Raw genomic sequence first — 17,704 nt, forward strand, 5'->3', positions numbered from 1 at the left:
TCTCGCGAATAAATTCGCTCCTACGCACTTCAAACCGTAGGAGCGACTTCAGTCGCGAAGGACCCGTCAGGATTTGCTGGCTTGCTGGTAAAGCGGCATCACCTTGGGAATCGCGGCTTCCAGGGAGGCAATGCGATTGGCCGAGGCCGGGTGAGTACTCATGAACTCCGGCTGCGAACCACCGGCGTTCTGGGTCATCTTCTGCCAGAGGGTCACGGCGGCGTTGGGGTTGTAACCCGCTCGCGCCGCCAGCTCCAGTCCAAGCAGATCAGCCTCGTTTTCGTTGCTGCGGCTGTTGGGCAGCGTGAGGCTGTAGTTCACAACCGTATCGGTCAGCGCCATGCCGGTTTCACCCATGCCCAGCAATGCACCCGCGCCCTGTTTGGCGATGGCCACACCGTAGGCCTTGGACATCGCTTCGCGCCCGTGCTCACGCAGGGCATGGGCGATTTCATGGCCCATTACCGCCGCGATTTCATCGTCGGTCAGCTTCAGCTTTTCGATCAGGCCGGTATAGAAAATGATCTTGCCACCAGGTCCGCAGTTGGCATTGAGCTCATCGCTCTTGATCAGGTTCACTTCCCATTGCCACTGGGCCGCGTCAGGACGTAGCTTCGGCGCCTGTGCAATCAAGCGGTCGGCAATCGCATTGACCCGCTTGGCGTTGGTGCTGGTGGTATCCAGTATCCCTTTGCCACTCGCCTCCCCTACAGTTTCCTTGTAGGACTGGGCGTACATTTTGTTGACTTCATCTGTCGAGAGCATGCTGAACATGTACTGCTTGCGCTCGACCCCCACCGAATCACCGGTGGTTGTGTTTACAGCCTGACAGCCGCCAAGCAATAAACCGCCCCCCAACACACACAGGGCCAATGACTGACGCATGATGTTTCTCCTTATTAGCGAGACGGTCATCCTAGGCGGACAAGAGGCTCGGCACCAGATAGCGGCAAACAGCCATGTTTGTCAGCGTTGTAACAGGTTGGTTCCTGCAAGAGCATAAATGTGCAGCACTGCAAAACGGTAGAAGCGACTTCAGTCGCGAAGGGCCAGTGAATATCCGGCGGAGATATGTCGTTTTCAATGCCGTCTCGCGAATGAATTCGCTCCTACGAAACACCTCACAAGGGCGTCAGGCATTCCGGCGCATTGAGCTTTGGATCGTTCACCAGATTGGCCAGCGGCCTCTCGCGCAGGGGCATCTGTACGGAGGCAAGCAGTGCCTGCAAGGTGTGCAGCGGCGTATCGGCTGCCAGCCAGTCTTTCTGGCCTTGAGCATCGAGAATCAGAGGGCGGCGCTGGCTGGACGCTGCCTGAGTGACCACAGCCACGCTCAGGTACGTATGACCCTGCACCGGATAGGCTTCCCAGACTGCGGCAAAGAACAAGGCCGAGCCCTCGCCCGGCGTCAGCCAGAAGGGGCGTTTACGGGCGGTGCCGCGCCATTCGTAGAAACCGTTGGCCGGCAACAGGCAGCGACGCTGGCGAAAGGCTTCACGGAACATCGGCTGCTCGGCCAGGGTTTCCGCACGCGCATGGGCGGGCGTGCGGGAAAGATCGGTCAGCCACGCTGGCGTCAGCCCCCAGCGGGCACGTGCCAGCTCCAGTTCGCCTTCGGCCTGGGCCGCACGCATGATCAGCACCGTGTCGGCCGGAGAAATATTCCATTGCGGCTGCTGGTCTGCCGGAAAACCGGGCAAGGCCGCAAAGGCAGGGTTCCAGCGAAACAGGGCATAACGTCCACACATGAGGTTAAGGCAACTCTATTCGAAGGTGTTCAACACACCAGTACATCGGGAAAACTGTCCGGCTCGTCACCGGACAACGGCAGGGCAGCATTGTACGCAGTGATCAAGGCCCGCGCGCGCTCGACCTGATCGTCATCCACCGAGATGCCCAGCAGGCCCAGTCCCGGCAACTCGCCCATACCACCCAGCAAGTCTCGCCCGACCAGATGCGCTTCGACCCCTTCACTGGCAAGCATGCCTTGCAGCAACTCGCCTTCCATCAGATTTTCAGGCTCGTAGATTCTCTGCATCATTCGTTCTCACTGCGAACGTCCAGACTCCAGTCTTCACCATCGGTCCTCAGGTCGAATATGATCGGCCGACAACAGACCGGGCAGTCCTCTATGTACTGCTGATCGCCGCCGGACAAGTCCAGTACAGCCTCCACGGGCTCCCCGCAGTACGGGCAGTCGTAACCCTGTAATTCCTGCATCGCGGCCTCCGCTGTCAGTTATGCGTATAATTGCTCCATTCTTTTGAAGGCTGCCAGAGCAACCCGCCTTCTTTTTACCCTATCCGTTTCCAACAAGAGAGCATGATGGGCGAATTCGATGCCATCCGACCTTACAACGATGCAGAAGTCCCCGCCGTACTGGCACGTCTGCTGAGCGATAAAGCCTTTCTCGCGATCCTGACCAAATTCCGCTTTCCGCGTCTGGCGGGTGCATTCGGCTGGTTCCTGCAGCCTACCCTCGCCCGTAAACTGCGCCGTGAATTCGCCGGGATCGACTCGGTCGCTACCCTGCAGGACAAGGTCGAGTACTACGTCGACCACACCATCGAGCGGGCTACAGACGGTGTGACCTACACCGGCGTGGAATTGCTCAAGTCCGGCACGGCTTATCTGTTTCTGGCCAACCACCGCGATATCGTGATGGACCCGGCCTTCGTCAACTACGCCGTTTATCACGCAGGCCTGCCTACGCCGCGCATTGCCATTGGCGACAACCTGCTGCAAAAGCCTTTCGTCAGCGACCTGATGCGCCTGAACAAGAGCTTCATCGTGCATCGCTCGATTATCGGGCGACGCGAGAAGATGGCGGCGTATCAACTGCTTTCGGCGTACATCAATCATTCGATTACCCGCGATGGCCAGTCGATCTGGATCGCCCAGGCCGAAGGTCGCGCCAAGGACGGTGATGACCGTACCGAGTCAGCCATCCTCAAGATGTTCCACATGAGCCGCAAGGACGAGCCTTTCAGCGAGGTGATCCGTTCGCTGAATCTCATTCCGGTGTCGATCAGCTACGAATACGATCCTTGTGACCACGCCAAGGCACGGGAGTTGTACATCCGCGCCACCACCGGCAGCTACACCAAGACACCGGGCGAGGACGATGTCAGCATTGCGCTGGGTATCACGGGCTATAAAGGCCGTGTGCATGTGAACTTCGCACCACCGATCACCGAATCCTTCGAGGACACCAAGCTGCTGGCCGCCGAAATGGACCGGCAGATTCTCGGCGGTTACCGACTGTTCCCGGTGCATTACCTGGCTTATGCACAATGGGCCGATGCCGATCCGGCACTTGATGTACCGCTGGCGGCAGACGTGTTCCCGGCCGACGAACTGGCGCGCGCCAGGGAAGAATGGGGAAGCAGGCTGGCCGAGGCTCCTGCCGAACATCGCCCTTACCTGATCCAGCAATATGCGACGCCGGTGCGCAATCAGTATCGGGTCAAGGCAGGCTTGCCTCTCTGATACGACGCTTCAAAGAAACGGCACCTTTGGGGTGCCGTTTTTGATGGTGTCACCTGAACGTCACACAGCTCGTGCACTGTATGGCTCCTCAAGGAATGACCGACCCTTTTTTGGAGCTGTTCATGTTGCATGCAAACAACCAGGATCGCCTGTATCTGATCGCCCAGAGCGATGAACAACAAGAGCTGGTGGACGCACTGGCCTTCAACGTCCAGGACCGCCACTGGCTGGTCTACTGCGCCCTGGGCGGGCATCAGCATCATGATCTTCCGGACATGGACCTGGAAACAGGCCTGAGCTTTCTGAATCTCTATCAGCAAGCCGCCTGACCCTGGCACACCGAATACAAAAAAGCACGGCCCCCTGCAAAAAGGGCCGGGCTTTTCATTTGGGCAAGGGTTATTGCGGCAGGGTGCCACCCATAGACGGGTCCTGGAACACGCGGGTCAGCGCATCGCTCAGCACGTCGCTCACCAGCTTGGTGTTGGTGTCCTGATTGGGCGCCATACCGAAACGCTGATCCAGCGAGGCGGAATAACGGCCACCGTAGTTGCGGCCATTGTTGCGCACGTCAGCACGGAACGTGGAGCTGATGGTTGCCTCGGTCACGTACAGACCTTCCTTGGGCGATTGATATTTCAGATCGGCCAGGGTCAGGGTCAGTTGCGCACCATTACCGCCACCCGAAACCGGGGTAAAGCCCAGCAGGCGAACGGCCGCTTCAGCCTGTGCCTGCAGCTTTGGCAGCAGATCGGCACCATTCACGCTGATTGCGCTGGTTTCAGGATACAGACCGCCACGGGTTCCCAATGTAGGGCTTGAACGACCGTCCACGACACGCACGACAACCTGCTGCCCCTGACCCACCGGCGCGAACTGCGCGTTGAGCTTGGGTTGAGGACTCAGTTGCTGCGGGCTGTGGGCACACCCGACCAGCGTCAAACTGCTTACAGCAAGCAAACCGAACAAAAGGCGACGCAACATGCTCATCTCTCCAGAGGCCAGACACTAAATGTGCCGCAGTATAGCGATGCCAGCGAAAAATGGGACCGCTGAACCATCGCAATGGTTCAGCCACAGGAATGTAATCGGGGTGTAACGCCGGGAAGTCAGGATAGCCCCCATCAACTCGACAGGAGCTACGTCATGAGTCTTTTCCAATCCTTGTTCAACCTGCGTCGCCCATTGCGCCACTACGCACTCGTGGACAAGACCGGCACTTGCCGCGCACTCAAGCACTGCACCGAGCGTCCATTGAGCAGCGACTGGGTCGAAGTCAACGAACAACGTGCCACCTGGCTGAACCAGCCATTGCCCTCCAGCGCACGGGTTACACAGCACTGCGCAGGTTCAACGCCACGTCAGTTGATCACGGCATGACGAATACCTGATAAAAGTCACACAAACCCGATCAATTCCTGTCGTTTCATCGCTATAATCTCCACCCGTTTAAATCGGCGAGTCTGAACCCCAATAAATTCAAGGGTTTCAGCTCGTAACCGATACCCTCTGCGCTAAGCACACCACAAAGCTGTTACAAGCCACCTTCGCCAAGCGCCAAGCCATGGCACTTCAGACGTAATGGGCGCTACTACCTGAGCATTCATCCAAGGGGCCAAACCAAACAGCACCTCACGATATCCCTACGAACCTCAGACCGACCTATTGTCATTGACTTTCTAAAGACGTAGGGAGTCGGCACCTGCCTGAGTCATGCACGGTAACTTCGGCAGACGCTACATTCAGATATCGTCCAAATACTGAAATACACCATCCTCATCAAGTGCTCCAAAATAAATTTTCATATCTTGCTCCAGCTTACTCCGAACAACTCGGACCCTACTTTTCAGTTTTTCGACTCCTAAATCCAATGAAACCCCGTAATCCTTAAAGACAATCACAATGTGCACACCTGTATAATCGCTTACTTCTTTCAACTCGTTCCATTTTTGAGACACTTTGCCCACAATAGCTCTAAGCAAGTGATATACAGTTCTGGGAGAAAGTATTTTTATTTCTACCGCAATAGTCTCCCCAGGCATAGTGATTGTCAGATCGAAACCAGAGTCAAGGTGCCTGAGAGGGTTGGTATCATACTCATACCCGATAGCTGAATAATGCATCGCAACAGCTCTTTCTAATTGAAACTGACGAGCAGCGAAAGACTCAGATTTATATGACAACACAATGGACTCGCGTTCATCCTCCTCGATACTTATCTCACCCAATTTTAGTATCGCCCTTTCAATAATAGATTTTATCTTACTCGCAAGCCCTTGAACCGTCTCGTATTCCTCTCGCGTTACAACCCTATTGTGCGCCACTTTATTTCTAAGCTTATACAACATCGCCCACTTGCGCTCAAGACTATGATCTTTCTCATCAATCAGCGTCGAAAAATATTTATCCCAGTTAGAGCGAGGAATATATTTTAATATTTTCTCCCTGTCGCCTTCCTCAAATTTAGTCGCAGATAGTATCCGATCAAGCTCTTCAACACCAATATCCCTCTTCTTTTCAAAAAGCACTTGACTCAGATGGATAAAGTCCAGCTTATGCAACTCATTCAGATAAGGATCACCGTCATCAAATTGCTCTATTTTTTTAAAAAGATCAGGATGGATAGAATCTTTCGACCAATTCATACCTACAGTGATTAGCATAAACTTAGCTATGAGGCGACGCATGAGGTTCTCAACCTCATTAATGATCGGATATGACATTTCAGCATAGTAACTACCAACGCCATCCCATAACATATTTACCATAGTAGCACCGGGAGAAATACGCCTTGCATTAGTTTTCAGCCTTTCCCCAAGCTCGGAAAACTGGTCGATCAACTCGGTATTTTCGCACTCTATGGCCACTAAAAAATACCTTTCATTACTCGACTTTACTTCACTCGTCTCGATATGGATTTTTGCCGAAACCTCTTCCTTTCCTCTTGGTGTTTTTTTGAGACCTATACGGCTGTTCGCCACTGTTAAAAGAGAGTCTACTTTCAAGAAATCGAGAAGCGACCTCTTGCTATTACAAAATGTCTCATCACCCGAGATAAGTATCAAAAACTCGATTTTCAAGCACAATCCCTCGCAATAAACTCCAACAGGTGCTGGACTCATGACCATAAATCGTAGAGGGAATGGGGCTTTTAAACAAGCTTGGAGATATTGACTGACGACCGCCTTGATGCGCTGGCAATCGGCGTGCAGTTCTTCCCTGAATATCTTGAGCAGGATTCTGAGGTAGGAACCTCGGAGATGCTTGAGGGCTTCTTGATGGATCAGATGGAAGAACCGTCAGCGAGCTTTGACGATCACAATCACATGTTCATGATCGACGTGATGCTGAGCTTTTGAAGCTGGTGGAACTACGACCAACTTTATGGACTGGAAAAGTGTAACTGAACAAGAATATCCGGTCATGTTCAGCTCCAGCGCAAAAAAAACCAACTCTAAGCTGAGATAACTTAAAGTTATCCATACTGTTCAGCGCTTTTAATATCGCCTTCTCAGGCGATGAATATCAAGAACCAATAGCCACCTCACATAAAGCAGGACTTAGAGATGACTACCCAGAGAAAGACCTGTGTAGTAATAGACTCCGCACTAACTACTCACCGTGCAACCTACCACACTCTTGGTTGACTCCTTGTCGCTTTTGGAATCAGCCAAGGTGGTACTTCATCACAAGCTTTGGGGATATGGTTTGCGTGTTACTGGTGGCTGCGCTGAGTAACCTTCTGTGCTTCATGAAAATTTAGGGGCGAAAGGGGTCACGTTCACCCTCACACTGTTTCAAACGAGCAAGAACGTCAGGAGACGTTCGAGCGGTGTCTATCTTGGCGCTCTCATCGAGATAGATATCTATAGTGCCTCCCCATTTCGGTGTAATGTCTATACACCTCTGAAGACCTTTTTTGCTCCACCAATCAAAAACCATGAAGAATTCACTATTGGGAAAAACATGCCCTGTATCGAATGTAGCTTGTCCTGGAAGCATCCCTTCCTTATGAATACTGTGTTGTGTATTCCAGATTAGCCGAAGCTCGTCTGTGCCCTTTTCGGAGTAATGAACACGCACTACTGGGGTAGCAACATACCAAAACAGCAACGGAAGGATTACGAGCGCCCCAATAACATATCTCGCTTTAATGTTTTTCGCATTCATGAACACGGATGCCATCGCCCCATTCAGTTGGTGTTATCGCAAGTACTTTTTCCATGATCATTTTGGCTGTGATACTCCCACTAGGATTCTCGCTGTAAAGCTGTATACCGATACTGACTGAAATACGATCAGGGGCATCATCCCATGCTCTTAATCCTTCCACACCCTCTGTGGCATGAGGCCCTCTGAGCTTTCGCTGGTCCTTTGGAACAAAAAACACCTCTTCCCACTGTCGTAATTTATCCGAAACAATCTGTTCGAGCCCTGCGCCATCCAGAAGGAGGCCTTCAGTAAGCCCTCCAGCCATGCCTACGTAGCCATAGTGGATGTTCGACCAAATGTCGTAGAAATAGTCATATTTACCTTGTTTATGGCGATATCCACCAAACTTCATGTGAATCTTTGGTTTGTGATCCCACGGGCGGTTCTGGCCAACTCTTTCAGTCCATAGCGCCATAGCAGCCACAGTATTGGAGGCCCCTATAGCTTGTGGATTGGTAGTGCCTATTTGGTAGTACCAAGGTAAAGCCATTTTCTTGCGGGTCTCCTCCACGACGTCGTAACTGAGTAACTCTTTCATCTTCAAGACCGAGGGGTGTCGGATATTACGGTTCATTTCGTCAGCAATATAGCCCGCCAGCACTTCCATCATGTCTGGGTGCGTGCAAACGGCTGGTTCTGCTTCTGATGCAGGCCCCTTTTCAGGCTCAGTAACGCCTTCATCCGAATTAACCACAGCCTTTGCAGCGGTTGCCTTCTCAATCAACCTCGGGTCGGCCAACAAGGTTGCCATCTTTTCATCATCTATAGAGCCATCCGGGCGGAATACCCCCAGCGCTGCAAAATTAACGATTGCGGCATCAGGAGCTCCCCCCATGACAAAACCACCAAAGGTATCACTTGAGCCCGTGATAATTGTCCCACCATGACTGGTAGGGCTTCCTAAATGAGCCAGGGGACGGTTGTTAACCAGAATGGAAGGAAACCCCGTGGTGATGACGGCCCCGCATCCGCAGGTATCTCCAACACGAGCAGCACCGGCAAAGCTGATGTTCACATCAGCCGATGCACTGGCAATAGGGGTAGTACCGTGGCCGGTTTTTGGGCATACGTGTTTATCACCCAGTCGAGCAGAAGCAAGCATCGAGCATCATCCTTGTGTTTCGTCCATTTACATTAAGCCAGACTCATTGCGGCGCTCGGGAGGCTACCGGAGACTTATGGATGGGTCTGAAGGTAAAAACAGACAACACCAGGCAGCTTAAAGATCCTTGAGAATCTGACAGAAAAATCTGAATGACCACTTCACTACGCAAGCGTGCGTACCTCAGGATGAGGCTCTTTGACGCTGTAACAACGGTGTCTCAAAGCTGTGACAAAGTGCCGGACACTGCGCCTGCCATGGTTATATGTTGCGGCTTCCAGCCCCACCGCTCATAATCTCCCCCCGATTATAAGGACGTCTCCTGATCGGGCCTCGCAGCATCGCTAATCGTCGTATTAGCTCCTCCGTAATGCCCACAGAGAGCCGCCCACACAGGTCATTTGCACACAGTTGTGCTCGATGAACGGTGCGCAATCGTTCGATTGATATCGAACCTTTTGCCCCTGACAACGCCTCAATCTGTATGCACCTGACCTGCCAGAGCTGCCATCGCAGCCCTTTTTGAGGTTTGGTTCACGTTTCCAAAAGAGCGTGAAAAAACGGGTTTCACTACTTCACAAGAGTGTGGCGAGCAAAATGAATAGGTACGCGTTTGTAAATGCACCATCAGCGTCTGAACCGGCCCCTTTGAACAGGACTGACCGCGACTGCGCCTCCATCACCGGAGCCTGACGCCTGTCGTCCGGGCATGCGATGCCTTGACGATGGTCGAATGGCCGAACGGGTTGAAAAATGAGTTCATGCATCCTTGATGAAGACTCTTGTTCAGCCTGACCGGGACCTGCGCTTTAGATGCGAAAAATTGCGAAGAATCGGACAGGCGATCCTGGCCAGGACACATGGGGCACAACTTTTACCCACGCCCCATCCCCTTGGCATCTAGCCTCAGGAACGTATGCCGTCAATTTGGTGCTGCAGATTTTGGAGACGCGTTAATGGCGCATAACGAAGCAGTCGACGTAGTGTTGGTCGGAGCGGGCATCATGAGTGCCACCCTGGCCGTGCTGCTCAAGGAGCTCGACCCCGGCCTCAAGCTGGAAGTCGTTGAGCTCATGGATTCCGGCGCTGCGGAGAGTTCCAACCCCTGGAACAACGCGGGGACCGGTCATGCTGGCCTCTGCGAGCTGAACTACACGCCGCCCGCGGCCGATGGCTCCATCGATATCAAGAAAGCGGTGCACATCAACGCCCAGTTCGAGGTATCGAAGCAGTTCTGGGCCTATCTGGCTCGCAAAGGCACCTTCGGCTCGTCGAAATCCTTCATCAACTCGGTTCCGCACCTGAGCTTCGTTCAGGGCGAGAGCGGCATTTCCTTCCTCAAGACCCGTTTTGAAGCGATGCACAAGCATCACGCTTTCTCTTCGATGGAATACACCGAAGACAAGGCAAAGCTGGCTGAGTGGATGCCGCTGATGATGCCAGGCCGTCCGGCCGACGAACCTATCGCCGCCACGCGGGTAATGAACGGTACGGACGTCAACTTCGGCGCGCTGACCAACCAGTTGCTCACTCACCTGGGCAGCGCTCCCGACGCTCAGGTCAAATATTGCAAGCGCGTCACCGACCTGACCCGTAATGACAACGGCTGGACCGTCACCATCAAGGACGTGAACAGCGGCAGCACTCGCCAGATCGACGCAAAATTCGTATTCCTCGGCGCGGGTGGCGCGGCATTGCCGCTGCTGCAGATGTCGGGCATCGAAGAGAGCAAAGGCTTCGGCGGCTTCCCGGTCAGTGGCCAGTGGCTGCGTTGCGACAACCCTGAAGTGGTCAAGCACCATCAGGCCAAGGTCTACAGCCAGGCCGCCGTGGGTTCGCCACCCATGTCGGTTCCTCACCTGGATACCCGCGTGGTCGATGGCAAGAAATCCCTGCTGTTCGGGCCATACGCCGGCTTCACCACCAAGTTCCTCAAGCACGGCTCGTTCCTTGACCTGCCGTTGTCGGTACGCCTTGCCAACATCAAGCCGATGCTGGCCGTCGCTCGCGACAACATGGACCTGACCAAGTACCTGGTCAGCGAAGTGATGCAGTCGATGGAGCAACGTCTTGAATCCCTGCGCCGCTTCTACCCTGAGGCCAAGGCAGAAGACTGGCGTCTGGAAATCGCAGGCCAGCGCGTGCAGATCATCAAGAAAGACGCCAAGAAAGGCGGCATTCTGCAGTTCGGTACCGAGCTGGTATCTGCACAGGATGGCTCCCTGGCCGCTCTGCTTGGTGCGTCGCCGGGTGCGTCGGTTACGGTGTCGATCATGCTGGAACTCATCGAGCGCTGCTTCCCGGACAAGGCTCGCAACGAGTGGGCTACCAAGCTCAACGAAATATTCCCGGCTCGGGAAAAGGCCCTGGAAAACGATGCGCAGTTGTACCAGCGCGTGAGCCGCCAGAGCGACGAGAGCCTAGAACTGGTCGAGCAGACAAGCCAGGAACAAAGCAGCATCGCCTGATTGCCTGAGGCATAAAAAACCCGTGAGCCTTGCAGCCACGGGTTTTTTCTTTTTAAGAGCAGCTCAGTATTTAAAGGCTCTTGGCCAGAACCGCAATGTGCTCAGGGCCAATGCCACAGCAACCACCGATATGGGTGGCACCACGCTTGACCCAGTCCGCCGCCCACTGCTGATAGCCTTGAGGGTCAAGGTCTGCGCGCAGTTCATCCAGACCATCGTTGGCCTTGGCATCCTTGGGTTGTGGCGGGAAGGCATTGGCATAAGCGCCGATGGCGATATCGACGTTCAATGACTTGAATACTTCGCGAGCGGCATCGATGGCTGCACCGATCACCTCAGGCTGGCTGCAGTTGAACAGCAGCGCAGCAGCGCCCAGTTCGGCAGCGGCGCGGGCCGCATCGGCAACCGGTTCGCCGGAGCGCAGACGCGCCACTTCGTCCGTGTCTTCATCCTGAAGCGTGAACGACAGCCAGAACGGTTTGCCATCGGCAGGCAAGCCGGCACGAATGGTCTGCGCTTCGATGATGCAGCTTTGAGTCTCGGCCAGCCACAGGTCCACATGCGGGGCCAGGCCAGCCACCAGCGGCTTCAAGACTTCAGCAGCCAGCTCTGGCTTGTAGAGATCAGGGCGATAAGAGCCGAACAGCGGAGGCAGGGAACCGGCGACCTTGGCTCGTCCGCCCGAAGCATCCGCCGACTCGCGAGCCAGTTTTCCAGCCAGATCCGCCAGTGCCTGACCTTCGCGAGCGAAACGCTCTTCACCAATATGAAAAGGCACGACCGCGTAGCTATTGCTGGTGATAACCTGCGCGCCACTGTCGATGTAAGCGGTGTGCACGGCACGAACGGCTTCCGGTGCCTCGCTCAGGGCAAGGGCCGACCATTCAGGCTGACGGAAAGGAGCGCCACGGCGCTGAAGTTCGCGGCCCATGCCGCCGTCAAGAATTACTGTCGAGCGCTGAGTCATATGCCATCTACTTATATCTTTATGAAAAAAACTCATTAGAAATGAGCTTGGTATAACGTATTTAATACAGCGCTTTATCCAAACTACAATCATTTTTTCAGGGGATAGCTTTGAAACTTAGCGCTCTGCTGGGCATTGGCCTGGTCACTCTGGCTGTATCGACTCAGACCCTCGCCGGTGCCACACTGGACCGCGTACAGAAGAACAAGGAACTGGTAAACGTCCTGATGGAAAGTTACCCGCCCTTCTCTTTCCTGAATGATAAAAACCAGCTGGACGGCTTCGATGTCGACGTCGCAAAGGCTGTCGCAGACAAGCTGGGCGTCAAGCTGCGTCTTGAAACGCCTTCATGGGACGTGATCGCCGCCGGCCGCTGGAGTGGTCGCTATGACATCTGCGTCTGCTCCATGACCCCGAGCAAGTCCCGCGCTGAGGTCTTCAATTTCCCTGTCGAGTACTACGCCTCGCCTGCGGTGATCGTGGTCAACGCCAAGGATGATCGCATCCATTCGGCCAAGGATCTGAGCAACAAGAAGGTCGGCCTCACCAGCGCTTCCAGCTACGAAAGCTACCTGAACAAGAACCTGGTGATCGAAGGCGCTGAAGACAAGCCTTTGGAATACCCGTTCGAGAACGTGCAAATCGCCCCTTACGACAACGATAACGTTGCGTTCCAGGACCTGGGCCTGGGTGCCGGAGTGCGCCTGGATGCCATCCTCACCAATCTGGTCACGGCTCAGCCGCGCCTGGACCAGGACAAACGCTTCAAGCTCGCGGGCGCCTCGCTGTACGAAGAGCCCAACTTCGTCGCCATCGAGAAAGGCGATGCCGAATGGGACGCCAAGATTCGTCAGATCTTTGCCGAACTCAAGCAGGACGGCACTCTGACCAAGCTGTCGCAGAAGTGGATCGGCGCTGACATCAGCAAATGACTTCCTTCCAGCCTCAACGCCCACCCGAGCAGGCCCAAAGCCTGCTCAAGCGCGTCCTCGGTTTCCGCACAAGGCTCTATCTGACCTGGGCGGCGATGTTCGCCCTGTTTGCCGGGTTCTTCCTGAGCTTCGACCTGAAGTTCTCGATCATTCTCGACAAGCTGCCGAATCTGGTGGGCCTGAGTCTGTCGCCCAACGGTTTTCTGCAGGGCGCAGCGCTGACCTTGTTCGTGTGCGTGTGCTCGATTTTCGTCTCGGTGCTGCTGGGGTTTGTCGTGGCGCTGGCGCGGCTGTCCAAAAGCGCAGTGGCCTTCGGTATTGCGAGCTTCTATGCCTCGTTCTTCCGCGGCACACCGCTGCTGATCCAGATCATGCTGATTTACCTGGGCCTGCCTCAGGTGGGCATCGTGCCCGGTGCAATCGTGGCGGGCATCATCGCGTTGTCCCTGAACTATGGCGCCTACCTGAGCGAGATATTCCGGGCCGGCATCATCGGTGTCGCAGCCGGTCAGCGTGAAGCGGCACTGGCGCTGGCCTTGCGACCTGCACAGATCTTCTGGCGCGTCACCCTGCCCCAGGCCATGCGCACCATCATCCCGCCCACCACCAACCAGTTCATCTCGATGCTCAAGGATTCATCCCTGATTTCGGTGATGGGTGTCTGGGAAGTGATGTTCCTGGCTCAGTCCTATGGCCGCTCCAGCTATCGCTATATCGAGATGCTGACCACGGCGGCGGTGCTTTACTGGATCATGTCCATCGGACTGGAGTTGTTGCAGGCGCGGCTGGAGCGCCACTATGGAAAGGCTTATCAAGCCAGAAAGTAGATGATCTTTCGCGAATGAATTCGCTCCCACCATAATGTGTGTGGGGGCGAATTCATTCGCGAACGGGGATCAGCCGCGGGCCTGGGCGATCAGCTCGATATAGTCTTCAGCATTGCGCTGGTCCTTGATCAGAGCGACGAAATCGTTGCCTTGCTCATCCTTGCCATCCAGGTCGTAACCGGCTTCCTTGAAGAACACCAGAAAACGCTCGAAGTCATCGATCCGCAGGCCACGGTAGGCCTTGATCAATTTGTGCAGCGACGGCGAGGTGGCATCGTACGGCTCGAAGTCGAGGAACAGTTTGATCTGCTCGTCGCCGATCTCGTCCCCAATCAACTGCTTCTTATCTTTACGCATTGCGGGCTCCAACTGGTCGCATACACTTTCACGGGCGGGCAGTTTACCCTTGTGCGCGTGCGCGGCTCAACGCGTGCGTAGCACCGCAGTATGCAGATCGGCCCAGACATGGCCGTTGGCATAGACAAGAAACTGGCAATACACCTTTTCAGTGCGCAGCAAGTCCACCACGGCACGGTACTGGTTGACCGGATAATAGAGCGTCAGGGTGCGGGACGGCTCATCGTAGGTCGGCTTTTTCAGGCTCTTGCTTTCGGCATCGAAGTGAATGATCACTTCGGAAATGGTCGCGCCCTTGTTCAGCGGCTTGCCCTTGAGGCGCAGCAGCGTCGGTGACGTAATGGGGATCGGCTGCTGGCTGGACTGGCGCTGATTGCCAATCACCACTGAATACTCGGTTATCTGCAGCAACTGCTGCTGTTCGGGCACACCTGCGCGCAGGTTCAGATCATCGGGAGGCAGGTACTGGCCATGCATGGGTTCAGCGTAAGCCGGTGCAACCGATGCCAGACCGCAGAACACCGCAAGCGCCATGGCGCCGGAAATCGATAATTTCATTCAGAACTTCCCTGAGAAACCCGCAATCATTCCTGTGCCACAGCGCAGGAATACCCCTTGGGGGCATTCCTGGCGCGACGATCAATTACATGCCCTTGACCGCATAGATACCGGCAGCATTGCGCCAGTAACCTTTGTAGTCCATGCCGTAGCCGAAGATATAACGGTCCACGCATGGCAGGCCAACGAAATCGGCTTTCAGGTCAGGACGGGCCTTGCGGTCGTGGTCCTTGTCGATCAATACCGCCGTGTGTACCGCACGAGCGCCGGCATGGCGGCAGAAGTCGATGATGGCGCCCAGGGTGTGACCTTCGTCGAGAATGTCGTCGATGATCAGCACGTCACGATCAATGAACGAGACTTCCGGCTTGGCTTTCCAGAACAGGTCGCCACCGGTGGTTTCGTTGCGATAGCGGGTGGCGTGCAGGTAAGACGCTTCCAGCGGGAAGTTCAGATGCGTCAGCAGTTTGCCCGAGAAGATCAGGCCGCCATTCATCACACAGAAAACAACAGGATTACGGTCGGCCAGTTCAGCGTTGATCTGCGCTCCGACGCGAGCGATGGCAGCATCGACTTCAGCCTCGGTGTAGAGGCAATCGGCCTCGCGCATGATTTGACGGATATGCTCGAGATCAGCGGACATGAAGCTCTCCAGATGGGCAGTTTGAGAAAAGCGGGCAAAGGTACGCATCCCGTTCATTCAGGGCAAGCGATTATGGACTAACGTTGCGAGTGGTGCCCAAGGGCAAGGATTCATACCTTGCGTCACGATACTGCATGCGCTTTAAGACAGTCACAGCTGAATAGATTAATCTAGGCCGTTTTTTTGCCCCCTGCTGGAGCCTTTTCTTATGCCCATTCGTGAAATCCGTCATCCGCTGATCCGCCACAAGCTCGGCCTGATGCGCCGCGCTGACATCAGCACCAAGAATTTCCGTGAGCTGGCACAGGAAGTCGGCGCGCTGCTTACTTATGAAGCCACGGCGGATCTGCCGCTGGAAAGCTACGACATCGAAGGCTGGTGCGGAACCGTACAGGTCGAGAAGATCGCCGGCAAGAAAATCACCGTCGTGCCGATCCTGCGCGCCGGTATCGGCATGCTCGACGGCGTGCTCAGCCTGATTCCGGGCGCCAAGGTCAGCGCCGTGGGACTGGCCCGCAACGAAGAAACCCTGGAAGCCCACACCTACCTGGAAAAGCTGGTCCCGGAAATCGACGAGCGCCTGGCGATGATCATCGATCCGATGCTGGCCACCGGCGGTTCGATGATCGCGACCATCGACCTGCTCAAGAAAGCGGGCTGCAAGGAGATCCGCGCCATGGTGCTGGTTGCTGCGCCCGAGGGCATCGCTGCCGTGGAGAAATCTCACCCGGATGTGATCATCTACACAGCGTCCATCGACCAGCACCTGAACGAGCATGGCTACATCATTCCGGGTCTGGGTGATGCGGGTGACAAGATCTTCGGCACCAAGCAAAAGGACGCGTAATTCGATGAAGCAGTCCGAATTCAACGATCCAATGTGGCGCACGGTACTTTCCGGCGCCCAAATGCTGTTCGTGGCCTTTGGCGCCCTGGTGCTGATGCCGCTCATTACCGGCCTCGATCCCAATGTGGCGCTGTTCACAGCGGGCCTGGGCACGCTGCTGTTCCAGATGGTGACGGGCCGTCAGGTGCCGGTATTCCTGGCATCGAGCTTTGCCTTCATTACCCCGATCATTCTCGCCAAGGGCCAGTTCGGCCTGGCCGCGACCATGGGCGGCGTAATGGCCGCGGGTTTCGTCTACACCTTTCTGGGCCTGGCCGTGAAGATCAAGGGCACGGGCTTTATCGACCGCCTGCTGCCACCGGTCGTTATCGGTCCGGTGATCATCTCCATCGGTCTGGCCATGGCACCGATTGCCGCCAATATGGCGATGGGCAAGTCGGGTGACGGCGCCGAGCTGATCCCCTACAAGACTGCCATGCTGATCTCGATGCCAGCCCTGCTGACCACGCTGATCGTGGCGGTGTTCGGCAAAGGTATTTTCCGTCTGGTGCCGATCATTTCCGGCGTGCTGGTGGGCTTTGCGCTGTCGTTCTACTTTGGCGTAGTGGACACCGCGAAGATTGCCGCAGCGCCCTGGCTGGCCCTGCCGCACTTCACGGCACCGGAGTTCAACTGGCAGGCCATCCTGTTCATTGTCCCGGTGGCACTGGCTCCGGCCATCGAGCACATCGGCGGCGTGATCGCGGTGGGCAGCGTGACAGGACGCGACTACCTGAAAAAACCGGGCCTGCATCGCACCCTGTTTGGCGACGGTATCGCGACCACGGCAGCCGGCCTGTTCGGCGGCCCACCCAACACCACCTATGCCGAAGTGACTGGCGCGGTGATGCTGACCAAGAACTACAACCCGGCCATCATGACCTGGGCTTCGGTCTTCGCGATTGTCCTGGCCTTTATCGGCAAGTTCGGTGCGCTGCTGCAAAGCATTCCTGTGCCGGTCATGGGCGGGATTCTGTGCCTGCTGTTCGGTTCGATTGCTGCTGTGGGGATGAACACACTGATTCGGCACAAGGTGGATCTGGCCGAAGCGCGCAACCTGGTGATTGTCTCGGTGACCCTGGTGTTCGGTATTGGCGGCGTGCTGATCGGAACCGGCAACGGCCCCGATGACTTCGGCCTCAAGGGCATCGCCCTGTGCGCCATTACTGCCATCGCCCTGAACCTGATCCTGCCGGGCAATGACAGCTGGAAGAACAAGCAGCTGCCATGACCCGCGTAGGAGCGAATTCATTCGCGATGCTA

Annotated in this window: 21 protein-coding genes; 9 read left to right on the forward strand and 12 right to left on the reverse strand. The window is 55.6% G+C overall.

Going from position 1 to position 17,704, the window contains the following annotated elements; translation table 11 throughout:
* Positions 1 to 66: 66 nt before the first annotated feature.
* From K5D32_RS11710 to K5D32_RS11725, 4 genes are all read right to left on the reverse strand, one after another.
* On the reverse strand, positions 67 to 885 hold the full coding sequence (locus K5D32_RS11710) for a M48 family metallopeptidase (RefSeq protein ID WP_221577989.1): 819 nt from the start codon (positions 883 to 885) through the stop codon (positions 67 to 69).
* Positions 886 to 1,121: 236 nt separating this feature from the next.
* Complete coding sequence (locus tag K5D32_RS11715; protein WP_221600351.1) at positions 1,122 to 1,748, reverse strand: SOS response-associated peptidase; 627 nt, start codon at positions 1,746 to 1,748, stop codon at positions 1,122 to 1,124.
* Between the two features lie 29 nt (positions 1,749 to 1,777).
* Positions 1,778 to 2,038 (reverse strand): putative signal transducing protein, encoded by a 261-nt coding sequence (locus K5D32_RS11720; protein ID WP_025258636.1) that lies wholly within the window; start codon positions 2,036 to 2,038, stop codon positions 1,778 to 1,780.
* Positions 2,038 to 2,220 (reverse strand): CPXCG motif-containing cysteine-rich protein, encoded by a 183-nt coding sequence (locus K5D32_RS11725; RefSeq protein ID WP_095067173.1) that lies wholly within the window; start codon positions 2,218 to 2,220, stop codon positions 2,038 to 2,040. Before K5D32_RS11725 ends, K5D32_RS11720 begins: the two co-directional genes overlap by 1 nt.
* 102 nt (positions 2,221 to 2,322) lie before the next feature.
* Here K5D32_RS11725 and K5D32_RS11730 point away from each other — a divergent pair, with 102 nt between their 5' ends.
* Together K5D32_RS11730 and K5D32_RS11735 are read left to right on the forward strand one after the other, a co-directional pair.
* Positions 2,323 to 3,489, forward strand: coding sequence for a 1-acyl-sn-glycerol-3-phosphate acyltransferase (locus tag K5D32_RS11730; RefSeq protein WP_221600353.1), 1,167 nt, complete (start codon positions 2,323 to 2,325; stop codon positions 3,487 to 3,489).
* Positions 3,490 to 3,611: 122 nt separating this feature from the next.
* Complete coding sequence (locus K5D32_RS11735; RefSeq protein WP_025258633.1) at positions 3,612 to 3,818, forward strand: hypothetical protein; 207 nt, start codon at positions 3,612 to 3,614, stop codon at positions 3,816 to 3,818.
* 70 nt (positions 3,819 to 3,888) lie between these two features.
* Here the strand turns inward: K5D32_RS11735 and K5D32_RS11740 are convergent, their stop codons facing one another.
* Positions 3,889 to 4,473 (reverse strand): YajG family lipoprotein, encoded by a 585-nt coding sequence (locus K5D32_RS11740; RefSeq protein ID WP_221600355.1) that lies wholly within the window; start codon positions 4,471 to 4,473, stop codon positions 3,889 to 3,891.
* Between the two features lie 162 nt (positions 4,474 to 4,635).
* On the opposite strand from K5D32_RS11740, the gene K5D32_RS11745 reads away from it, so the two are divergent.
* Complete coding sequence (locus K5D32_RS11745; RefSeq protein WP_221600357.1) at positions 4,636 to 4,869, forward strand: hypothetical protein; 234 nt, start codon at positions 4,636 to 4,638, stop codon at positions 4,867 to 4,869.
* A 362-nt stretch (positions 4,870 to 5,231) separates the two neighbouring features.
* Here the strand turns inward: K5D32_RS11745 and K5D32_RS11750 are convergent, their stop codons facing one another.
* On the reverse strand, positions 5,232 to 6,569 hold the full coding sequence (locus tag K5D32_RS11750) for a HEPN domain-containing protein (RefSeq protein WP_221600359.1): 1,338 nt from the start codon (positions 6,567 to 6,569) through the stop codon (positions 5,232 to 5,234).
* Positions 6,570 to 6,659: 90 nt separating this feature from the next.
* Between K5D32_RS11750 and K5D32_RS11755 the strand changes: the two genes are divergently transcribed.
* On the forward strand, positions 6,660 to 6,848 hold the full coding sequence (locus K5D32_RS11755) for a hypothetical protein (protein WP_221600361.1): 189 nt from the start codon (positions 6,660 to 6,662) through the stop codon (positions 6,846 to 6,848).
* Positions 6,849 to 7,248: 400 nt separating this feature from the next.
* Here K5D32_RS11755 and K5D32_RS25955 read toward each other — a convergent pair whose 3' ends face one another.
* On the reverse strand, positions 7,249 to 7,659 hold the full coding sequence (locus K5D32_RS25955) for a hypothetical protein (RefSeq protein ID WP_260407356.1): 411 nt from the start codon (positions 7,657 to 7,659) through the stop codon (positions 7,249 to 7,251).
* A complete protein-coding gene (locus tag K5D32_RS11760) occupies positions 7,640 to 8,803 on the reverse strand; it encodes a polymorphic toxin type 44 domain-containing protein (RefSeq protein WP_221600363.1) in 1,164 nt (387 codons plus the stop codon). The genes K5D32_RS25955 and K5D32_RS11760 overlap by 20 nt, the downstream gene beginning before the upstream one ends.
* A gap of 956 nt (positions 8,804 to 9,759) precedes the next feature.
* On the opposite strand from K5D32_RS11760, the gene mqo reads away from it, so the two are divergent.
* On the forward strand, positions 9,760 to 11,271 hold the full coding sequence (mqo, locus tag K5D32_RS11765) for a malate dehydrogenase (quinone) (protein WP_221600394.1): 1,512 nt from the start codon (positions 9,760 to 9,762) through the stop codon (positions 11,269 to 11,271).
* 70 nt (positions 11,272 to 11,341) lie between these two features.
* Here mqo and K5D32_RS11770 read toward each other — a convergent pair whose 3' ends face one another.
* On the reverse strand, positions 11,342 to 12,238 hold the full coding sequence (locus K5D32_RS11770; protein ID WP_221577995.1) for a homocysteine S-methyltransferase family protein: 897 nt from the start codon (positions 12,236 to 12,238) through the stop codon (positions 11,342 to 11,344).
* Between the two features lie 110 nt (positions 12,239 to 12,348).
* On the opposite strand from K5D32_RS11770, the gene K5D32_RS11775 reads away from it, so the two are divergent.
* Together K5D32_RS11775 and K5D32_RS11780 are read left to right on the forward strand one after the other, a co-directional pair.
* Complete coding sequence (locus K5D32_RS11775) at positions 12,349 to 13,170, forward strand: ABC transporter substrate-binding protein (RefSeq protein ID WP_221577996.1); 822 nt, start codon at positions 12,349 to 12,351, stop codon at positions 13,168 to 13,170.
* Complete coding sequence (locus K5D32_RS11780; protein WP_221600396.1) at positions 13,167 to 13,997, forward strand: amino acid ABC transporter permease; 831 nt, start codon at positions 13,167 to 13,169, stop codon at positions 13,995 to 13,997. The genes K5D32_RS11775 and K5D32_RS11780 overlap by 4 nt, the downstream gene beginning before the upstream one ends.
* Before the next feature lie 69 nt (positions 13,998 to 14,066).
* Here K5D32_RS11780 and K5D32_RS11785 read toward each other — a convergent pair whose 3' ends face one another.
* From K5D32_RS11785 to K5D32_RS11795, 3 genes are all read right to left on the reverse strand, one after another.
* Positions 14,067 to 14,354, reverse strand: a complete 288-nt coding sequence (locus K5D32_RS11785; protein WP_025258625.1) for a PA4642 family protein — start codon at positions 14,352 to 14,354, stop codon at positions 14,067 to 14,069.
* 66 nt (positions 14,355 to 14,420) lie between these two features.
* Positions 14,421 to 14,912, reverse strand: coding sequence for a hypothetical protein (locus K5D32_RS11790; RefSeq protein ID WP_221594256.1), 492 nt, complete (start codon positions 14,910 to 14,912; stop codon positions 14,421 to 14,423).
* A gap of 85 nt (positions 14,913 to 14,997) precedes the next feature.
* Positions 14,998 to 15,555 (reverse strand): hypoxanthine-guanine phosphoribosyltransferase, encoded by a 558-nt coding sequence (locus tag K5D32_RS11795; RefSeq protein ID WP_122321117.1) that lies wholly within the window; start codon positions 15,553 to 15,555, stop codon positions 14,998 to 15,000.
* Positions 15,556 to 15,763: 208 nt separating this feature from the next.
* Here K5D32_RS11795 and upp point away from each other — a divergent pair, with 208 nt between their 5' ends.
* Together upp and K5D32_RS11805 are read left to right on the forward strand one after the other, a co-directional pair.
* The gene (gene upp / locus K5D32_RS11800) at positions 15,764 to 16,402 is read left to right on the forward strand and encodes a uracil phosphoribosyltransferase (protein ID WP_122316360.1); all 639 of its coding nucleotides are present in this window, start codon (positions 15,764 to 15,766) and stop codon (positions 16,400 to 16,402) included.
* A 4-nt stretch (positions 16,403 to 16,406) separates the two neighbouring features.
* Positions 16,407 to 17,672: a uracil-xanthine permease family protein gene (locus tag K5D32_RS11805; RefSeq protein ID WP_198726726.1), complete on the forward strand. Its 1,266-nt coding sequence runs from the start codon at positions 16,407 to 16,409 to the stop codon at positions 17,670 to 17,672.
* Positions 17,673 to 17,704: the final 32 nt, after the last annotated feature.

The organism is Pseudomonas cichorii (assembly GCF_019719005.1).
Taxonomy (GTDB): domain Bacteria; phylum Pseudomonadota; class Gammaproteobacteria; order Pseudomonadales; family Pseudomonadaceae; genus Aquipseudomonas; species Aquipseudomonas cichorii_E.